The following is an 18,987-nucleotide window of genomic DNA, read 5'->3' on the forward strand; positions in this document are numbered from 1 at the left end:
AGGTATTTTAGCCGCGATAAGACAGCAGAAATGAGTAGTATTAAATGCTGGAAGTTTGTTTTTTATTGAGAGGAAATAATTGACGTTAAATTTTTAAAAGCTACCTGGCATCGCTTTCTGGATAATCCACTTTTTATTTGGCTTAGGTAAGATGGAAAATTTAGGGTAAATATCATTAAATTTGCCCGCCCGGCGCAAACCGCTGCTGTGTAATCTGTTGATTTGGTGCTTACTGCCTGTTACCTGTTACCTGTTACCTGTTGCTGTTGCTGTTGCTGTTGCCTGTTACCCGTTTGCTTCTTTGCTGCCTGTTGCCTCAGCGCGTTAAAGGGAGCTACAGCACCCGATTCCCAGAGGTTAATTTCGTTCTTATGCAGGCGTGAATATAACGCTAAAGTTTAGCGAGCGAAATTGAAATAATAGGGTGTAGCTTTTTCCCCGGCGGATGCTGGCTGTGATCGGTTAAAACTCACGTTTTACTATAATATAGCCGTTAAACTTCACGGAGCATTCGTCGTCATCGATCAGAAGTGACGCTAAAGTGATGTTGTGTTTATTGTTATGATTAATATAATCATACTGGACAATAATATTCTGAGCATTGCTCTACAGAAAAATTTCCTTGTATTTTTCAATCGGGGTAAAGTGCTCGCTTTCTGAATTATAGCTTTTCCTGGCCAGAAGCTCTGCCAGCTCAGGCGTCACTTTATTCGCACTGACGAGGGTCAGTTTAGTTTGCTGCAAAAGAATATCGCTCTCCTTGATACCTGAATCTTCAATCAGGGCATCGGTCATACTGATCCCAATGCTCCTGTTTATATCAAGGCAGGCTGGCGCCCGCAAACCCATGTGTACAGATAAATAACGCTGTTAGAGACTATTTCTCATTGTACGATTAGCTCCTGATCCCTGCTGTCCGCAATTTTTTGCCGATTATAAGTGAGACAATACAGCCTGTGGATGCAGTTCCTTTGCCATTATCATCCTGAATAAGAAACCCATCCCTGTTACACATGCTGTTCCCCGGCAAGGGGGGGAGGCGTAAAACATATTTTCCTGCAGAACGATGTACGGCTTCAGGACGTTCAATGTGATATCTGCCGCGTGGCAGCGGCCCTTTATAATTAAGGCATTCAAACGCGATATCGTTCCTGCATCCTGCCTGTTCCCCCGCGCCGCGTTTTGCGGCGCGGGGGAACAGGCGTCAGGCAAGTACATCAGGCATGGCGGAGAGCGGGATAATCGCGCCGCGATGCTGGATCACCGTGCTGGCCGTCAAATGACCTCTTCTTGCTGCCTCTGCCGCGTCGCCGCCGTTCAGGCGTACCGCCAGATAGCCGGCGCTAAACGAGTCACCGGCCGCGGTGGTGTCCACAATACGGCTGGCGGGAAGCGCCTGCGCAGGCACTTCCACAATCGGTTCGCCGGCTACGGAAACCAGACAGGCTTCTGCCCCGCGCTTGATAACGACCTCTGACACCCCGGCTTCATGCGTTCTGGCAATGACGCCTTCCACGCCGGTTTCGCCCCACAGCAAATGCTCGTCGTCCAGCGTCAGGAAGGCGATGTCGGTCACGGCCAGCATTGACCGGTAAGCGGCCTGCGCCTCTGCAACGGAAGCCCACAGCCGGGGACGATAATTGTTGTCGAAAATAACCTTGCCGCCGTTGCTGCGGCAGCGCGCCAGCAGCGTTATCAGCTTTTCGCGACCCGCTGGCGTCAGGATGGCCAGGCTGATGCCGCTCAGATAGAGATAGTCGAACTGCGCCAGCTGCTGACAAATTTCCTCGGCGCGCGGGCCTTCCAGCCAGAAGCGCGCGGCCGCATCATTGCGCCAGTAATAGAAAGTCCGCTCGCCGTGGGCGTCGGTTTCTATCACGTAAAGGCCGGGCAGTTTGTTCTCCATGCGCTGGACAAGCCCGGTCTGCACTTTTTCCTGTTGCCAGGCCGCCAGCATATCGCTACTGAACGTATCCGTGCCCAGCGCGGTGACGTAATGGACGGCCAGCTGGCTGGTCTGACGGGCAAGATAGACCGCCGTATTCAGCGTATCGCCGCCAAAACCGCGGCTCAGGCCCTGTTCTTTTTGGGACAGCTCAATCATACATTCGCCGATAACGGCGATATTTTTCCTGGTCATGATATTCCGCTCGCTACGTTTTTTTGCCCCAGTTTCGCCGTGCTGACCGCCGCAGTCAATATTTTAAAACGCTGTTTTATTTTTTTAGCGCAGGCCTCACGAGCCCCTTTAGCCGCAAAGAACGCGATAAAGTTATCCAGGCGAATGCCGATACTGATTGCAGAAGCCCCACCCATTACGGCCTCAAAAATAACAAGGATCTTAATATGGTGCTGAAGAACATCAGACACCGGCTTCCTCCCTCAACTGTCGTGAAACAGCAGCAGCAGGAGCGTCTTTACTGGCGAGAATGCCAGCGCACCTACACGTTTCAGCCGATCTACCGGGTAACCGGCAGCCTGATGGCAATTGAGCTGCTCACTGCGGTGTTTCATCCTTCCGCGCCGGGCCAGAGAGTATCGCCGGAGTCCTATTTTGCCGCGCTTGACGCTACGGAGCGGATGCTGATTGTTCGCGAGCAGCTGGAACTGCTGGAGAAGTGGAAAACAAAATTTATCGAAGGCGGCATGGTGGCCTCGGTCAATATTGACGGCCCGACGCTACAGGCCGTCCAGCACAATCCGCTGGTTCGCCAGCTTATCGCGCGCTGTCCGTGGGTGCGTTTTGAACTGGTGGAACATCAGGTGCTGCCGCAGGAAGCGCTGGTCGCACAGATCCCGGAGCTGGGGCCGCTGTGGCTGGACGATTTCGGCTCGGGCATGGCGAATTTTTCTGCGCTATCGGAGCTGAAATATGACTATATCAAGCTGGCACGCGAGCTGTTTATCCTGCTGAGAAAATCGGAAGAGGGCCGCAGCCTGTTCAATATGCTGCTGGCGCTGATCAACCGCTACTGCAAAGGCGTGATTGTAGAAGGCGTCGAGACGCTGGAGGAGTGGCATCAGGTAAAGAACTCGTTCGCCTGCGCGGCGCAGGGCTATTATTTCGCGCACCCTATGCCATTTGATCGGCTGGAAACGCTGCCGCTAAAGCTGGCGTAATACCGTTTTCTCTCTGCTCGTCTATCTTTACAGGAGACGAAGCGAACAAGGAGATAAACAGTGTCGCGCACAGGAAAAGTAATTAGCTGGATTGTCGGGATTTTTTTGTTGCTGGTTGTGGTGGTAGTGGTAGTTATCGCGACATTTAACTGGAACCGCCTGAAGCCAACTATCAACCAGAAAGTCTCCACAGAGCTGAATCGTCCTTTCGCCATCCGCGGCGATCTGGGCGTCGCCTGGGAGCGTAATCGCGACGAGCCGGGCTGGCGCAGCTGGGTGCCGTGGCCGCACGTGCACGCGCAGGATATCCTGCTGGGCAACCCGCCTGCTATTGACGATATTACGATGGTGCATTTGCAGCGCGTGGACGCAACGCTCTCTCCGCTGGCGCTGCTGCATAAAGAAATCTTTATCCCGTGGATCAAGCTGGAGCAGCCCGATACGCGTCTGATCCAGACGGCGAAGGGCAAAAATAACTGGACGTTTGACCTGGCCGCCAGCGACAGCGCCTCGTCCGATGCGCAGCCTTCCGCGTGGACTTTCCGCATGGACAACATCCTGTTCGATCAGGCAAAAATCGCTTACCGTGACGCCATCAACAAGGCGGACGTGCAGGTGACGGTCAATCCGTTGGGCAAGCCCGTTCCCTACGCGCAGATTGCAGGCGGCAAGGATGAAGCGGGTCAGAAGGGCGCATCAGACTTTGTTTTCGGCTGGAAAGCGGCCGGGACCTATAACGATGAGAAGCTGACCGGCGATGGTAAACTCGGCGGCATGCTCTCGCTGCGCAGCAAAACCAATCCGTTCCCCATTCAGGCCGATGTGCGTAACGGCACCACGCGCGTGCAGGTGGCGGGCAACCTGCAGGATCCAATGAACCTGGGCGGGCTGAATATCCGCCTGCGCTTCTCCGGCGATACGCTGGCGAACCTGTATGGCCTGACCGGCGTGCTGCTGCCGGATACGCCGCCTTATGAAACCGACGGCCATCTGATTGCCCGTTTTCAACAGAAAGGCGGCCCGGTCTTTCATTACAACGATTTTAACGGCCATATCGGCGACAGCGATATTCACGGCTCGCTGACCTACAGCCAGGTGAAGCCGCGCCCTAAACTGGAAGGCTCGCTGGAATCACGCCAGCTGCGCATGGCCGATCTGGGGCCGCTGATCGGCGTTAAATCCGGTAAGGGCAGTGATAAAACCGAGCAGGCGAAGGCGAAAAGAGGCGAGGCACCTAATCAGCCTGCGGATCGGGTGCTGCCGCACGACAGATTCGATACCAAAAACTGGGACGTAATGGACGCCGACGTGAAGTTTAGCGGCAAGCGTATCGAACACAGCGATTCCCTGCCCATCAGCGATCTCTATACGCATCTGGTGCTGAAAAACGGCAATCTGCTGCTGGATCCGCTGCGTTTCGGCGTGGCGGGCGGCAGCCTTAATTCAACCATCCGCATGGAAGGCGACCGTTCGCCGATGCGGGCGCGCGCCGATCTTCACGCGCGTAATCTGAAGCTGAAGCAGCTGTTTTCCAGCGTAGAGTCGATGCAAAGCAGCATGGGACAGATCAACGGTGACGCCACGCTGAGCGGTACGGGCAACTCCGTTGCCGATATTCTGGCGACCAGCGACGGCAGCGTAAAACTGTTGATGAATGACGGCGTGATCAGCCGTGGCCTGATGGAAATCGTCGGTCTTAACGTAGGTAACTATGTGGTTGGCAAGCTGTTCGGCGATGACGAAGTGCGTATCAATTGCGCGGCGGCCGATCTGAACGTGGCGAACGGGGTGGCCTCGACCAAACTCTTTGTCTTCGATACGGAGAACGCGGTGATCAACATCACCGGTACCACGAACTTTGCTAACGAACGGCTGGATCTCTCGATTAATCCAGAGAGTAAAGGAATGCGTATCGTCACGCTGCGTTCGCCGCTTTACGTCAAGGGCACCTTTAAAAATCCCGACGCGGGCGTAAAAGCCGGGCCGCTGATTGCCCGTGGCGCTGCGGCCGTAGCTTTGGGGGCGGTAGTAGCGCCTGCCGCCGCGCTGCTGGCGCTGATTTCGCCCAGCGATAATGAGCAGAACCAGTGCGTTAACGTCCTGCAGCAGATGAAAAAGAAATAAAAAAAGCCCGGCGATTGCGCCGGGCTTTTTTTTGCCAAACTGCCGAGGGCCGGTTCAGCATCACGAGCCGGATTAGTCGAACAGCGACTCGTGGCGGGTTTCCCGGCTGGCGAGCAGCGCGAACAGCGTCAGACAGGCCATCGCCGCCAGGTAGAGTCCCACGTAGAACAGGCCGTAGTTGTGTGCCAGCCAGGTCGCGATATAAGGCGCGACCGAAGCGCCCAGAATCGACGACAGGTTGTAAGAGAACGACGCGCCCGTGTAACGCACCTCGGTCGGAAACAGCTCCGGCAGCAGCGCGCCCATCGGGCCGAAGGTCAGCCCCATCACGCTTAAGCCGCACAGCAGAAAAGCCATCACCATCCACTGGCTGCCGGAACCCAGCATCGAAGGGAAAATCAGCGCAAAGGCGATAATCATCAGCGTAATCACAATCATCGTCTTGCGGCGACCAAAACGGTCGGCCAGCAGGCCCGCAATCGGCACCATTACGCCAAAGCCGATCACCGCCAGCATCAGCATCCACAGCATGGTATTACGCGGGAAGCCTAAGCCGTTTGGCGCCGGCGTGGTGCCATAGGTCATGGAATAGACGGTCATGATATAGAACAGCGTATAGGTCGCCAGCATGATAAAGGTGCCCAGAATGGTCGCCTTCATATGCTTCGACAGCAGCGTGCCGATAGGGATTTTGACCTGCTTTTTCTCTTTTTTAACTTTAGCGAAAACCGGCGACTCATTGAGCGAAACGCGCACGTACAGCCCGATCAGCACCAGCACCGCAGAGAGAATAAAAGGCACGCGCCAGCCCCACTGCATAAACTGCTCATCGGTTAACAGCCACGAGAGCAGCAGGAAAGTGCCGTTAGCGAAAAAGAAACCGATGGGTGCGCCAAGCTGCGGAAAGGAGCCGTACAGCGCACGTTTTTTCGCCGGGGCGTTTTCGGTCGCCAGCAGCGCCGCGCCGCCCCATTCGCCGCCCAGCCCCAGGCCCTGTCCAAAACGCGCCAGCGCCAGCAGCAGCGGCGCAAAGACGCCGATAGTTTCGTAGCCCGGCAGCAGGCCGATAACTACGGTGGAAATGCCCATCGTCAGCAGCGACGCGACCAGCGTGACTTTACGGCCCGCGCGGTCGCCGAAGTGACCAAAAAGCGCGGAGCCGATGGGGCGCGCAATAAAGGCGATGGCGAACGTTGCCAGCGACTGTAGCGTTGCGACGGTGGCATCGCCCTGCGGGAAGAAAATATGCGGGAAAACGATTACCGCCGCAGTGGCGTAAATATAGAAATCGAAAAATTCGATAGCGGTGCCGACCAGCGAAGCGATCACCACTTTGCCGCGTGAATTGACGGGCTGGGTGTCCTGTTCGGCGTCGAGCGATGGTGCGATGGAGGCTTGCATAATTGTTTCTTATTTTTAATACGTGAAAAGGAATCTTACGCACTGGATCCCGTTCGTTCAATGGTGGCCAGCCGGGGTGCAGGCGCGGAAAAGAGGATCGTGCGTAAGATAGCGTCGGCGCTGGCTGATAGCCGGGCGAAACGCCCTTTTCATGGCAAGATCCACCAGCAAAGATGCGATAAAAAGTATCTCTTCAGGTAAAAATGCCTGCGCCAGCCTGCTTTTTGCGCACCCGGCGGCATTTTCGGCTGAGGGCGGCATTCAGGGTACGCGCCGTCGGGCGGTTACAAAGCATGTCGGCGCCGGTTAAATCAACCTTAAATCAACCCCGCTTTTCTGCCGTCATTCGGCTTTTTCCTGATCGAAAACAGCTCGTCAGACGGCCTGGTCAATAAACTTCCTGACACTTTTCCCCGCTGAATTTCTGGAAGGTTTTGCCCGGATGCCACTGACTCCCACCCGCGCGCTGACGCGCCTTTTACCGCTGCTGCTGTTTACCTTTACGGTTACCGCTGCGCCGCCGCCTGCCGTGACTGTGACCACGCTTACCCGCGAAAAAATTGCCCATCCTCGCCGCTACCTGGGGCGCGTTGAGGCGCTCCGGCAGGTTGACGTGATGGCGAGAACCGAAGGCGTTATCGTCAAACGCTATTTCAAAAACGGTGAAAATATCCGCGAAGGGCAGCCGCTGTTTGATCTCGATCCGGCAGAGCATCACGCCGCGCTGGCGCGCAGCCAGGCACAGGTCAATCAGGCGGCGGCGCAGGCCCGGCAAGCACAGCTACACCTTGCGCGCCTGCAGCGGCTGGGCGTGGGGACGGCGGTCAGTCAGTCCGAGCTGGATAACGCCCTGGCCGAGCGCGACAGGGCGCGCGCCGCGCGGAAAGAGGCCGAAGCGCTTTTACAGACCCAGCGGCTGAACGTGGCTTTCACCCGCATCGCCGCGCCGATTAGCGGACGCGCAGGCCACAGCGCTATTCACGAAGGCGCATTGGTTAATCCTGCCCGCGGCGCGCTGGTCAGGCTGAAGCAGCTCGATCCCGTGCACGTGGTGATAGCCATCAACGAGCGCGACTATCTGGCCGACTGGCAGAAAACGCTGAAGGGCGATATGCAGCAGGCGAATGAGGCGATAACGGCCCGCATTCAGCTGGCCAATGGCGCTGCTTACCCTTACAGCGGCCGTTTCTTTGCGCTGGATAATCATATTGATAACCAAACCGGCACCGTGGCCGTAAGCCTGGCCTTCGCCAATCCGCAGCACCTGCTGCTGCCGGGCGGCATGGTGGAGGTGCAGCTTCAGCCGCCGGCGCAGGAACGGCTGTTGCTGCCCGCGCCGGCGCTACAGCAGGACAGCGGCGGCTACTTCGTGTTTCGGGTGGATCGGCAGCAGCACGTAGAGCAAGTCCCTGTTGAAGTCGGCGCGCAGATTGGACAGCGCTATATCATCACCGCCGGCCTTGCCGCAGGCGATCGGGTTATCGTTGCGGGCACGCAGCGCGTCAGGCCGGGTATGCAGGTCGCCGCCAGCGAAGCGTTATAAGGAAGCCTATGCTGAACTTTTTTATCAGGCGGCCTAAATTCGCCATGGTGATTGCGCTGATTATCACGCTGACCGGCGCGATGGCATTGCAAGCGATCCCGGTTGAACAGTTTCCGCAGATCACGCCGCCCGTGATTAGCGTGTCGGCGATCTATCCCGGCGCCAGCGCCCGCGACGTGGCCGAAGCGGTGGGCGGGCCGGTCGAGGCGCAGCTCAACGGCGTCAGCAATATGCTTTACATGGAGTCCACCAGCAGCAATAACGGCAGCTATCAGCTGAGCATTACCTTCGCCAGCGGCACCGACCCCGATATGGCGGCGGTGGAAGTGCAGAATCGGCTGTCGCAAATCAGCACCCGCCTGCCCGCTGAGGTCAATCAAAACGGCATCGCCGTGCGGAAACGGGCCAGCAATATTCTGATGAGCATCAGCGTGCTGTCGCCGGGCAACAGGCTTGATGCGCTCTCTCTCAGCAACTACGCCTCGGTGCGTCTGCGCGACGCGCTGGCGCGTATCCATGGCGTAGGCGACGTGCAGGTCTTTGGCGCGCGCGATTACAGTATGCGTATCTGGCTCGATCCGCACCGCATGGAGGCGTTAAACATCACGACCGATGACGTGATGCAGGCACTAAGGCAGCAAAACGTGCAGGCCGCCGCCGGGCAAATTGGCGCCGCGCCAACGCCTGCGACCCAGCAAACCGTACTAACCGTCAGCGGCCAGGGCAGGCTGCTGACGCCGGAAGCCTTTGCGCAGATTGTTCTGCGCAGCAACGCACGCGGCGGCATGGTACGTATTGGCGATATCGCCAGCACCGAGCTGGGCGCGCAGAATTATCAGATTAACGCCGCGCTGAACAATACGCCGGGCGTTTTTCTGATGGTCTATCCCGCTCCGGCCGCCAATGCGCTTAGCGTGGCGAAAGCGGTGCGGGCCGAAATGGCGGAGCAGGCGCGGGTTTTCCCACAGGATATGGCGTATCAGATCAAGTTTGACGCCACTACGCCCGTGACCGCCACGCTGCATGAGATCGCGTTTTCGCTGCTTGTCACGCTGGTGGTGGTGCTGGCGGTGGTCTGGCTGTTTTTACAAAGCCTGCGCGCGACATTTATCGTGGCGTTGACCATTCCCGTTTCGCTGCTGGGCACCTTTGCCGTGCTGCTGGCAGCAGGCTACTCGGCCAACACGCTGAGCCTGTTCGCCATTATCCTGGCGCTGACTATCGTGGTGGACGACGCCATCGTCGTGGTGGAAAACGTCGAGCGCCTGATGATGGAGGAGCCGCTGCTGTCGCCCGCTGAGGCGACGCGCAAGGCGCTTGGGCAGATTGCCGGGCCGGTTATCGCCACTACGCTGGTGCTGCTGGCGGTGTTTGTGCCGACTGCCGTGCTGCCCGGCATCGTGGGCGAACTTTATCGGCAGTTCGCCGTCACGCTGTCGGCGTCGATGGTGCTGTCCAGCGTTTGCGCGCTGACGCTGACGCCCGCGCTTTGCGCCTGTCTGCTGCGGCGGCGCGTCGTGCCGACGACAGGGCCGCTGGCGAGCTTCAACCGTTTTATCAACCGGACGCGTGACGGCTATGTCGCGCTGACGCAAAAAATTAATCGCTACGCCATCACCACGGCTGCGGTGATCCTGGCGGCAGGCGTCGTGACCTGGATGAGCTATCAGCAGCTGCCCGATGGCTTTCTGCCGCAGGAAGATGAGGGTTACCTGTTTATCAACGTTCAGCTGCCGGAAGGCGCGGCGCTGCCCAGAACGCAGCAGGTGATGGAGCAGATGTACCAGGTCGTGAAAAAAAATCCGGCGGTGGCGGACGTGATCAAAATCACCGGTTTCAGCCTGTTGGGCGGCGGTAACTCGCCTGACAGCGGCTTCGGCATCGTGCTGCTGAAAGCGTGGCACGAGCGTCCACCCATCGCGCAGCTTTTGCCGCCGCTTCAGCAGCAGCTGGCCGCCATTCCTGCCGCCACCATTATGGCTTTCGTGCCGCCGCCGGTCAGCGGTCTGGGCAACGCTGCCGGTTTCGATCTGCGTATTCAGGCGCTGGAAGGACAGTCGCCGCAGGCGCTGGCGCAGGCTGCCCACGCCGTGATTACGGCGGCGAACCAGCATCCTCAGCTTAGCCGGGTATTTACCACGTTCAGCGCGACGGTGCCGGAAATGAGCCTGACCATCGACCGCGAGCGGGCCGCGCTGATGCAGGTGCCGGTCAGTCGAATTGTTGCCGTATTGCAAACCGCGTTCGGCGGCAGCGAGGCGGGCGACTTTACCCGGAACGGCCGCCAGTTTCGGGTACAGGTGCAAAATGAGATGCGCTTTCGTCAGCACAGCGAGCAGCTGCTGGCGCTGACCGTGCGTAGCGACACGGGCGCGCAGGTCAGGCTGAACCAGCTGGTTACGCTGAAGCCGTCGCTCGGCGCGCCTTACATCATGCAGTACAACCAGTTTCCGTCGCTGGCGATCGGCGGCGGCGGCGCGCAGGGCGTCAGCTCAGGGCAGGCGATGCAGGCGATGACCGAAGTGCTGGCGCAGCATCTGCCGGAAGGCTACGAATACAGCTGGAGCGGCATGTCGTATCAGGAGCAGCAAACCGGCAATCAGGCCGTGCTGATCTATCTGGCGGCGGTGCTGTTCGCCTGGCTGTTTATGGTGGCGCAGTATGAAAGCTGGAGCGTGCCGCTGGCGGTAATGCTGTCGGTGGTTTTCGCCGCCGCAGGCGCCGTAGCCGGCCTGCATCTGATGGGCTTTACCAACGATGTCTATGCGCAGATTGGGCTGGTGTTGCTGATGGGCCTGGCCGCCAAAAACGCCATTCTGCTGGTCGAGTTTGCCCGCGATCGCCGCGCCAGCGGCGTGCCGATCGGCCAGGCCGCGAAGCAGGCCGCCAGCCAGCGTTTTCGTGCGGTCATGATGACCGCCATTTCCTTTATCGTCGGCGTGCTGCCGCTGGTGATGGCCAGCGGCGCCGGCGCGGCCAGCCGCCGGATTATCGGCATCACGGTCTTTAGCGGCATGCTGGCGGCCACGCTGTTTGGCATTTTATTTATTCCCGCGCTCTGGCTGCATATTCAGCGCCTGCGGGAGTGGCGCAAACGGCCCCGGGGAACGCGTTAATGGCCCACCATGACAGGGCATTGAAAGCCGTTGTGATGCTGGGCATGTTGGTCATTATTTTTGCGGGCATCCGGGCGGGGGCCGATATCGTGGTGCCCTTTATTCTGGCGCTGTTTGTGGCGGTCATCCTCAATCCGCTGGTGATGTTGTTGCAGCGGATTGGCCTGCCGAGGCTGCTGGCCGTTGCGCTGATTATCGGCATTATCGTGCTGGCAAGCGTTCTGCTGCTGACCACGCTGGCGGCAATGCTCAACGACTTTGCCCGCACGCTGCCGCAATACCGGCTGGTGATGCTTGCCTGGCTGGAAGAGACGCGGCAGCTGATGGCGCGTTTTGGCGTGCCGTTCTCTTTTGGCGAAGCGATGGCGCTGGCCGATCCTAACGCGGCCATCAACCTGGTCAGTCGCCTGGTATCGCAGCTTTCCGGCGCCATCAGCGGCATCTTTCTGCTGCTGATGACGGTGGTGTTTATGCTGTTCGAAGCGCCGCTGCTGCCGGGAAAGCTACGGCGGATCCTCAGCCGACCCGGCGATGGCATGGCGGCTATCCAGCAGGCGCTCGACAGCGTAAGCCGCTACCTGATCCTGAAAACCGCTATCAGCCTGCTGACCGGCGTGGTGGTCTGGCTGCTGCTGTGGCTGATGGGCGTGCGCTTTGCGCTGCTGTGGAGCGTGCTGGCCTTTGCGCTGAACTACATCCCCAATATCGGGTCGGTTATCGCCGCCGTTCCGCCTGTGATCCAGGCCTTAATCTTTAATGGCAGTTGGGAAAGTGTGGTGGTGGCCGTCGGCTATCTGCTGATTAATCTGGTGATTGGCAATATGCTGGAGCCGCGCTGGATGGGGCGCGGGCTGGGCCTGTCCACGCTGGTGGTTTTTCTGTCGCTGATTTTTTGGGGCTGGCTGCTGGGGCTGGTCGGGATGCTGCTCTCCGTGCCGCTGACCATCGTGGTGAAGATAGCGCTGGAGCAGACGCCGGGCGGCGAACGGCTGGCGCTGCTGCTCAGCGACGGCAGGCCTCCTGGCGACGGCAGGCCTCACAGCGTCTGATTAACGCGCTGCTGCATCCAGAACCAGAACGGATTGGAGGCCTGGCGCATCAGCATATCCAGGCTGACCATCAGCACGCTGCGCTCGCCGCGCGGCGTCAGGACGCCAAAGCTGACGCCAAACTCGTTCGGCCGGTCGGGCTGACGGCCATACAGCGAATCGCTGAACGGAAAGGGCAGCGCCACGTGCGAGAGGGAATAGACGTCCGCCGGATAGCGGACGCCCAGCGGCACGCTGGTGGTCACCTTGCTGCCCGCGGGCGTGGTGCGGGCAACGGCATCGTTGCTGGTCGGCGCCGCGTTGGTCACCAGCGTAACGGCGTAATTGCGCGGCGTCGCCGGCAGCAGATTATCCGCCGCGTGCAGCGCCGTGGGACGCATCAGCGGAGAAAGCGCCACCGAACGATTAACGTCGAAAAGCACCAGCTCGCTGCCGTTAGCGGGCAACAGATTATAGAGGCCGCGCACCACGGCGGGCGTGCTGACCGTCGCATCGGCCACCGACTGGAAGGTCAGCACCGGCGGCAGCTTGTCCAGCAAACGGCTGGCGCGATCGCGGTGCAGCTGACTTTGCAGCGCGCTGGTCAGCAGCCACGACTGCCGTGCCGCTTTTACCGGAAAGGAGTTGTATTTAAAGGGATTGAACTCCGGCAGGATGCTCAGCCAGGCCGAACGGGCAAACGCGGGCAGCAGAGAAGGCAACCCGGCCAGGCCCGCGTAGCGCGCATAGCTGCTGACGCCAATCATCGGCGAAATCAAAATTAGCCGGTTCGGCACGGGCAGCGAGGGATCTTCCAGCGCGTCCAGCGTATATTTCATCGCCAGCGCGCCGCCGTTGGAAAAGCCCATTATTTGCAGCGGCGCGCCCGCCGGAATGCGCCGATGGGCTTCCCGCACCGCCAGCCTGGTGGCCGCCAGCCAGTCTTCCCATTCGGTTTGGGTCAGCGCCGCCGGGACGGTGCCGTGACCCGGCAGCCGGATGGCGACCACCACATAACCATGCTGCTGATAATCTGCGGCGAAATGTCGCAGGCTATAGGGCGAATCCGTCAGCCCGTGCAAAAGCACCACCGCACCGCGAGGCTTTCCCTGCGGCAATAACTGATAAGAACGGTTCCAGTCCGTGGCGAAACGCGCCGGATAAACCGGGCTTTTCTCCGCATAACGGTTATAGCTATCCGCGCTGTCTTCCGACGGTCTGACGTCGATTTTCATCCGGGCAAAGATCTGCTGCTCATTGCGCAAATAGGCGGACCAGTCGCTGCGGTCCATCTGACGGTCGCTCATTTCGGCAGGCAGCCAGGTATGCCACGGCTCCAGGGCTGGCCCGCGCTCGGTAACGGCAACACGCAGCGCCAGCAGCAGGAAGGCCAGCAGGACAACCAGTAACACCAGGCGTCTTATCCAGAATCGTGTGCGTTGTAGCATGGCTGTTCCCGTTGGCAAATTTGCGCAGGAAGTATAGAGGAAATCAGGACGATAGCGTTGATCGTCATCATTCGCGCTGGTGTGCCGTACCCACCAAGTGACCCATTAAATCGCACTCGTTGAGTCAGGGTTTAGATTAACTCAGCGGTTAGTTACGGTTATAAATTAGTTTAATCTATTGATTATAAATGAAAAATAATTGTTTACGCTGAAAAATTCGCTCGCCGCCGTCTGGGTTTACTTCCCCGGTAAGCGGGATTATAGTGGCGGCGATTTCCTTAACGGAGCCAATAATTGGACAGTCATCCTTTACGTTTTAACTCATAAGGCAGGCTACGCCGTTTGCTTGCCGATAACCGGTGGGCACTGTTTTTCTCTCTCCTGAGCATTACGTCCCCGTCATAACTTTTTTCTCCCGCGCAGCCGCCGGGCAAGGATTAACGATGAAAGAACCTCCGACCAGCGACGGGCGATGGCAAACAGGCAGAGTTAAGCGTACACGCTTCCCGTAACGTCCTCTTTTCCTCTTCCCCGCCTCGCCCAATCCTGACCCCAAAAATCAAATCCTCATGCGCAGGGTCGCTTCTCTGCGCCTGAATAAAAATAAAGGATTAGGCACATGAAAAAATCCCGCTCCCGCGATCTGGCTATCGCACAAGAAATAAAACTGAGCCTGGACAGCACGCTGGCTCGTCTGCACACCCAACGCAATGGTTTGACCGCCGCTGATGCCAGCGAGCGCCTGTTGGAATATGGCAAAAATGAGGTCGCCACGGCTCAGGCGCCGCACGCGCTGATCCAGCTGATCCAGGCCTTTAATAACCCCTTTATCTGGATCCTGATCGTGCTGGCCGCCATCAGCTTTTTCACGGATTACCTGCTGCCGCTGCGGCAGGGCGAAGAGACCGATCTTACCGGCATTATCATCATGCTGACCATGGTGGCGCTCAGCGGCCTGCTGCGTTTCTGGCAGGAGTACCGCACCAATAAAGCGGCGGAAGCGCTGAAATCGCTGGTACGCACGACGGCAACCGCTATTCGCCGCAGTAGCGAAAACGCCGCGCCGGTCAGAATGGAAGTTGCGCTACAGGACGTGGTGCCCGGCGACGTGATCTTTCTGTCGGCTGGCGACATGGTGCCGGCAGATGTGCGCCTGCTGACCGCTAAAGATTTGTTTATCAGCCAGGCTTCGCTAAGCGGCGAAGCGGTGCCGGTAGAAAAACATGCCGCGTCAGATCGGTGCCAGCCAGATGACGATCTGCTGAACAGGCCCGATATCTGCCTGATGAGCACCAGCGTCGCCAGCGGTACGGCTACCGCCGTCGTGGTCGCGACAGGCAACCGTACCTGGTTTGGCTCGCTGGCAAAATCCGTGACCGGCAGTCGGCCGCAAACCGCTTTCGATCGCGGCGTAAACAGCGTCAGCTGGCTGCTGGTGCGCTTTATGCTGGTGATGGTGCCCGTGGTGTTGTTTATCAACGGCTTTACTAAAGGCGACTGGGCAGACGCCACGCTGTTCGCGCTGGCCGTGGCGGTTGGCCTGACGCCGGAGATGCTGCCGATGATTGTCAGCTCTAATCTGGCGAAAGGCGCCATTGCCCTGTCGCGGCGCAAAGTGGTGGTGAAGCGGCTTAACGCTATTCAGAATTTTGGCGCGATGGACGTGCTGTGTACCGATAAAACCGGCACGCTGACCCAGGATCGCATTATCCTGGCGCAGCATCTTGACGCGCACGGGCACAGCAGCGATCGGGTTTTGCAGCTGGCCTGGCTGAACAGCCGCCATCAGACCGGCGTAAAAAACCTGATGGACAGGGCGATCCTGAGCTTCAGCCAGGGAAAATGGGTGGTTAGCGGGCTGCATCGCTATCGCAAAATCGACGAGCTGCCGTTTGATTTTGAACGCCGCCGTTTGTCCATTGTGGTGGCGGACGAACACGATCGGCAGAAACTGATCTGCAAGGGCGCGGCGGGCGAAATGCTGTCTGTCGCCACGCACTGGCAGGACGGACGCGAACGGCGTCCGCTGGATGAGGCCGCGCGTCAGCAGTGGAGCCAACAGGCGGCGCGCTGGAATCAGCAGGGTTTTCGCGTACTGCTTATCGGCGAGCGCGATCTGAGCGATATGCCGCTAACGCTGCCGCTGCACAAGGATGATGAGCGGGATTTGACGCTTTGCGGCCTGCTGACCTTCCTTGATCCGCCCAAAGAGAGCGCCAGAGAAGCGATTGCCGCCCTGCACGAGCACGGCGTAACGGTAAAAGTGCTGACCGGCGATAACGCCATTATCACCAGTAAGATTTGCCGCGATGTCGGGCTGGAGCCAGGAGAGCCGCTGTGTGGCAGCGAAATCGAGCGGCTGGATGACCGCGAACTGGCGACGCTGGCGGACTCACGCACCATTTTTTGCCGCCTGACGCCGCTGCAAAAATCCCGCGTGCTGAATATGCTGCAACAAAACGGCCATACGGTCGGCTTCCTGGGCGACGGCATCAACGATGCGCCAGCGTTACGGGAGGCGGATGTCGGGATTTCCGTCGACAGCGCTACGGATATTGCGAAAGAGTCTGCCGATATTATTCTGCTGGAAAAAAACCTGATGGTGCTGGAGCAGGGCGTTATCAAAGGCCGTGAGACTTTCGGCAACATTATTAAGTACCTGAATATGACCGCCAGCTCCAACTTCGGCAACGTTTTTTCCGTGCTGATCGCCAGCGCATTCCTGCCTTTTTTGCCCATGCTGGCTATCCAATTGCTGATCCAGAACCTGATGTATGACCTTTCCCAGCTGGCGCTGCCCTGGGACAAAATGGATAAGGCGTTCCTGCGTAAGCCGCGTAAGTGGGACGCAAGGAATATCGGCCGCTTTATGCTGTGGATGGGCCCGACGTCTTCGCTGTTTGACGTCACCACCTTTCTGCTGATGTGGCACGTTTTTGCCGCCAACAGCGTGGAGCATCAGGCGCTGTTCCAGTCAGGCTGGTTTGTCGAAGGTCTGCTGTCGCAAACGCTGGGGGTGCATATGCTGCGCACGCAGAAGATCCCTTTTATCCAGAGCCGCGCGGCGCTGCCGGTGATGCTGATGACGGGGCTGGTGATGGCGCTGGGGATCGCCATCCCCTTTTCACCGCTGGGCGAAGCGGTTGGGCTGACGCCGCTGCCCTGGACTTACTTCCCGTGGCTGGTGGCGACGCTGCTGGGTTATTGCCTGGTGACGCAGGGAATGAAGCGCCTTTATATCCGCCGTTTCGGCCAGTGGTTCTGAGGAGGAAAGATGAAATATAACAACGCCATCACTGCTATCGTGCTGTTCTTTGTTGCGTTAGTTATCCTGTCCAGCGGCCTGCTGATGATCTTCGGCCACTGAAAAGGAGCAGGTATAGAGCCGGGCGCGGTTGGCAGAAGCTGTAAACGAAGCCTGCCGCGCCGTCGTCAACCTGATCCGGAACCCGCGTGGAGGGCCGGCAAAAGTTTGTTTATACCTTGATAAACCGCAGATAAATAAAGCGAATCACATAGTATTCCAGCGCGCCTAATAGTAAAAACCACAGGCAGAACACCAGCGTATAGAGCTGGCCGACATCGCTGAGATGAAACAGCGTGGTCAGGCGGCGCGTCAGCTCCACGCCAAACCAGGGCGCGGGCAGCAGCAGCGCGGAGAGAAAGCCCAGCATCAGCGTGCTCATCGGCATTAAAAAGGTCAGAAAAGGATTGTTCATAGCGGTTCCGTCTCGGTCAGTGACGGCCATTTTCCGGTAAACGGCTGGCGGGTTCAACCTTGCACGCGCAGGGAATTTTTTCGGCGCTTTTTGGCGATTTTTATCGCGCGTAATTCCCCACCGGCTGAAAGGTCGCTCATCATAACCCGGTAATTCCTTTAGTGTTTTTGCGCCTCTTTTTTGCGCGAAATTAGCATTCGTTAAAAAGTATAGCCAAGGCTATACTTAAACACCTGATTTTATTGTCTTTTTATACGCGCAATCGCGTGGTAGGATGCACGCACATTAAGCCTGAGGGGCTTGTTTCTTCAACAAGAACCGTTCTTTTGATGTCTGGGCGAGAAGATAACCGCCAGACCGGTATAACCACAATGAACCTATATGCAACCCTTATTCTGGCCTTCGGCATGTCGATGGATGCTTTTGCCGCCGCGATTGGCAAAGGCGCAAGCCTGCAGCGTCCGGGTCTGAGAGAAGCGCTGCGCATCGGCCTGATTTTCGGCGCGATTGAAGCGCTGACGCCACTGATTGGTTGGGGCGTAGGCATTGCAGCCAGCCGCTACGTAATGGCATGGGATCACTGGGTCGCTTTTACGCTGCTGCTGGTGCTTGGTGGCCGCATGATTCTGGAAGGTTTCCGTAAAAAGGATGAAGAGTGCGAAGCGCCCCAGCGTCACGGATTCTGGCTGCTGGCGATGACCGCCGTCGCGACCAGTCTGGATGCCATGGCCGTCGGCGTCGGCCTGGCTTTCCTGCAGGTGAATATTGTGACGACCGCGCTGGCGATTGGCGCTTCGACGCTGGTAATGGCTTCGGCGGGCATCCTGTTAGGCCGTTTTCTTGGCCCGGTGATGGGCAAGTGGGCGGAGATTTTCGGCGGCGTGGTGCTGATTGGCATTGGCACCAGTATCCTGGTTGAGCACCTGGGCATCCTGTAGAGGTGCAGACAAAAGACCGGGTTTACCCGTCTCGTTTAGCTTTTGTTTAGGTTTGCTTTCGCATAATCTTGCGAATTATGTGATCTGCTTCAAATTTATTTGCCTGGAAAGTGCGCTTCTTGTATACTTTTTTTGCGTTCTATCAATAAAAGTTGAATTTCAGGTGCAAAAAATGAAAAAAGTTATCAATTACGTGTTCCGTAGCTATGTTGAAACATTTAAACACGTACCGCCAGGCGCTATGTATTAATGGCTCCGGCCCGAAACCCTCGATAGCCGCGGTCAGGGAAAGACCGATGGTTATCACCTGTTACCCCGCTAAAATTTTCTTCGCTTATCCCGTTTTCGACTCGCTAAAACCTTCTTCGCTTATCCCGTTTTTGACTCGCTAAAAGCTTCTTCACTTATCCCGCTTTCGACTCGCTAAACCCGTCTTCGCTTATCCCACGTTTCAATCGTTTTCAGCTCGCTAACACGCTCTTCGCTTTTCAATCGCTTCCGGTCTGCTGATGACAATGACCGCTTTGGCTTGCTACGCCTGCGTTCTCTG

General features: G+C 57.9%; 15 protein-coding genes. 8 read left to right on the forward strand and 7 right to left on the reverse strand.

The features are described from left to right. Window positions 1–606 precede the first annotated feature (606 nt). The 4 genes from AB6T85_RS09520 to AB6T85_RS09530 form a co-directional block, all read right to left on the reverse strand. Entirely contained in the window at window positions 607–795 is a 189-nt protein-coding gene (locus AB6T85_RS09520) for a hypothetical protein (protein WP_369895393.1), read from the reverse strand. 100 nt (window positions 796–895) lie between these two features. After that, a complete protein-coding gene (locus AB6T85_RS23760; RefSeq protein WP_440135765.1) occupies window positions 896–1,201 on the reverse strand; it encodes a tlde1 domain-containing protein in 306 nt (101 codons plus the stop codon). 3 nt (window positions 1,202–1,204) lie between these two features. Then, on the reverse strand, window positions 1,205–2,140 hold the full coding sequence (gene kdgK / locus AB6T85_RS09525; protein ID WP_253456455.1) for a 2-dehydro-3-deoxygluconokinase: 936 nt from the start codon (window positions 2,138–2,140) through the stop codon (window positions 1,205–1,207). After that, complete coding sequence (locus AB6T85_RS09530) at window positions 2,137–2,370, reverse strand: hypothetical protein (protein ID WP_301730614.1); 234 nt, start codon at window positions 2,368–2,370, stop codon at window positions 2,137–2,139. Before AB6T85_RS09530 ends, kdgK begins: the two co-directional genes overlap by 4 nt. On the opposite strand from AB6T85_RS09530, the gene pdeH reads away from it, so the two are divergent. Continuing rightward, window positions 2,347–3,120 (forward strand): cyclic-guanylate-specific phosphodiesterase, encoded by a 774-nt coding sequence (pdeH, locus tag AB6T85_RS09535; RefSeq protein ID WP_125289307.1) that lies wholly within the window; start codon window positions 2,347–2,349, stop codon window positions 3,118–3,120. The two genes, AB6T85_RS09530 and pdeH, sit on opposite strands and share 24 nt — an antisense overlap. A gap of 60 nt (window positions 3,121–3,180) precedes the next feature. Then, a complete protein-coding gene (locus AB6T85_RS09540; protein ID WP_369895395.1) occupies window positions 3,181–5,244 on the forward strand; it encodes an AsmA family protein in 2,064 nt (687 codons plus the stop codon). Window positions 5,245–5,316: 72 nt separating this feature from the next. On the opposite strand, the gene AB6T85_RS09545 is transcribed toward AB6T85_RS09540, so the two are convergent. After that, window positions 5,317–6,645, reverse strand: a complete 1,329-nt coding sequence (locus AB6T85_RS09545; protein WP_253456447.1) for an MFS transporter — start codon at window positions 6,643–6,645, stop codon at window positions 5,317–5,319. A gap of 442 nt (window positions 6,646–7,087) precedes the next feature. Between AB6T85_RS09545 and AB6T85_RS09550 the strand changes: the two genes are divergently transcribed. Genes AB6T85_RS09550 through AB6T85_RS09560 form a run of 3 tightly spaced genes read left to right on the forward strand, consistent with a single transcriptional unit; the run spans window position 7,088 to window position 12,353 of the window. After that, window positions 7,088–8,188: an efflux RND transporter periplasmic adaptor subunit gene (locus tag AB6T85_RS09550; protein ID WP_253456444.1), complete on the forward strand. Its 1,101-nt coding sequence runs from the start codon at window positions 7,088–7,090 to the stop codon at window positions 8,186–8,188. A gap of 8 nt (window positions 8,189–8,196) precedes the next feature. After that, the gene (locus AB6T85_RS09555; RefSeq protein ID WP_369895396.1) at window positions 8,197–11,304 is read left to right on the forward strand and encodes an efflux RND transporter permease subunit; all 3,108 of its coding nucleotides are present in this window, start codon (window positions 8,197–8,199) and stop codon (window positions 11,302–11,304) included. Further along, on the forward strand, window positions 11,304–12,353 hold the full coding sequence (locus AB6T85_RS09560) for an AI-2E family transporter (RefSeq protein ID WP_369895398.1): 1,050 nt from the start codon (window positions 11,304–11,306) through the stop codon (window positions 12,351–12,353). Before AB6T85_RS09555 ends, AB6T85_RS09560 begins: the two co-directional genes overlap by 1 nt. Here AB6T85_RS09560 and AB6T85_RS09565 read toward each other — a convergent pair. After that, entirely contained in the window at window positions 12,341–13,780 is a 1,440-nt protein-coding gene (locus AB6T85_RS09565; RefSeq protein WP_253456434.1) for an alpha/beta hydrolase, read from the reverse strand. The genes AB6T85_RS09560 and AB6T85_RS09565 overlap by 13 nt on opposite strands. Window positions 13,781–14,399: 619 nt before the next feature. Between AB6T85_RS09565 and mgtA the strand changes: the two genes are divergently transcribed. After that, window positions 14,400–17,045, forward strand: coding sequence for a magnesium-translocating P-type ATPase (gene mgtA / locus AB6T85_RS09570; RefSeq protein ID WP_369895399.1), 2,646 nt, complete (start codon window positions 14,400–14,402; stop codon window positions 17,043–17,045). A 211-nt stretch (window positions 17,046–17,256) separates the two neighbouring features. Here the strand turns inward: mgtA and AB6T85_RS09575 are convergent, their stop codons facing one another. Then, complete coding sequence (locus tag AB6T85_RS09575) at window positions 17,257–17,499, reverse strand: DUF1158 family protein (RefSeq protein WP_125289315.1); 243 nt, start codon at window positions 17,497–17,499, stop codon at window positions 17,257–17,259. A 371-nt stretch (window positions 17,500–17,870) separates the two neighbouring features. Between AB6T85_RS09575 and mntP the strand changes: the two genes are divergently transcribed. Next, window positions 17,871–18,437 (forward strand): manganese efflux pump MntP, encoded by a 567-nt coding sequence (mntP, locus tag AB6T85_RS09580; protein WP_253456428.1) that lies wholly within the window; start codon window positions 17,871–17,873, stop codon window positions 18,435–18,437. 172 nt (window positions 18,438–18,609) lie between these two features. Further along, the gene (azuC, locus tag AB6T85_RS09585; RefSeq protein ID WP_367317866.1) at window positions 18,610–18,687 is read left to right on the forward strand and encodes a stress response protein AzuC; all 78 of its coding nucleotides are present in this window, start codon (window positions 18,610–18,612) and stop codon (window positions 18,685–18,687) included. The last annotated feature ends 300 nt before the right edge of the window (window positions 18,688–18,987 follow it).

The organism is Erwinia aeris (assembly GCF_041224955.1).
Classification (GTDB): domain Bacteria; phylum Pseudomonadota; class Gammaproteobacteria; order Enterobacterales; family Enterobacteriaceae; genus Erwinia; species Erwinia aeris.

Coding starts and splice junctions, on each gene's coding strand:
- AB6T85_RS09520 (WP_369895393.1), bottom strand. CDS start 795: ATGACCGATGCCCTGATTGAAGATTCAGGTATCAAGGAGAGCGATATT.
- kdgK (WP_253456455.1), bottom strand. CDS start 2,140: ATGACCAGGAAAAATATCGCCGTTATCGGCGAATGTATGATTGAGCTG.
- pdeH (WP_125289307.1), top strand. CDS start 2,347: ATGGTGCTGAAGAACATCAGACACCGGCTTCCTCCCTCAACTGTCGTG.
- AB6T85_RS09545 (WP_253456447.1), bottom strand. CDS start 6,645: ATGCAAGCCTCCATCGCACCATCGCTCGACGCCGAACAGGACACCCAG.
- AB6T85_RS09550 (WP_253456444.1), top strand. CDS start 7,088: ATGCCACTGACTCCCACCCGCGCGCTGACGCGCCTTTTACCGCTGCTG.
- AB6T85_RS09555 (WP_369895396.1), top strand. CDS start 8,197: ATGCTGAACTTTTTTATCAGGCGGCCTAAATTCGCCATGGTGATTGCG.
- AB6T85_RS09560 (WP_369895398.1), top strand. CDS start 11,304: ATGGCCCACCATGACAGGGCATTGAAAGCCGTTGTGATGCTGGGCATG.
- AB6T85_RS09565 (WP_253456434.1), bottom strand. CDS start 13,780: ATGCTACAACGCACACGATTCTGGATAAGACGCCTGGTGTTACTGGTT.
- mgtA (WP_369895399.1), top strand. CDS start 14,400: ATGAAAAAATCCCGCTCCCGCGATCTGGCTATCGCACAAGAAATAAAA.
- AB6T85_RS09575 (WP_125289315.1), bottom strand. CDS start 17,499: ATGAACAATCCTTTTCTGACCTTTTTAATGCCGATGAGCACGCTGATG.
- mntP (WP_253456428.1), top strand. CDS start 17,871: ATGAACCTATATGCAACCCTTATTCTGGCCTTCGGCATGTCGATGGAT.
- azuC (WP_367317866.1), top strand. CDS start 18,610: ATGAAAAAAGTTATCAATTACGTGTTCCGTAGCTATGTTGAAACATTT.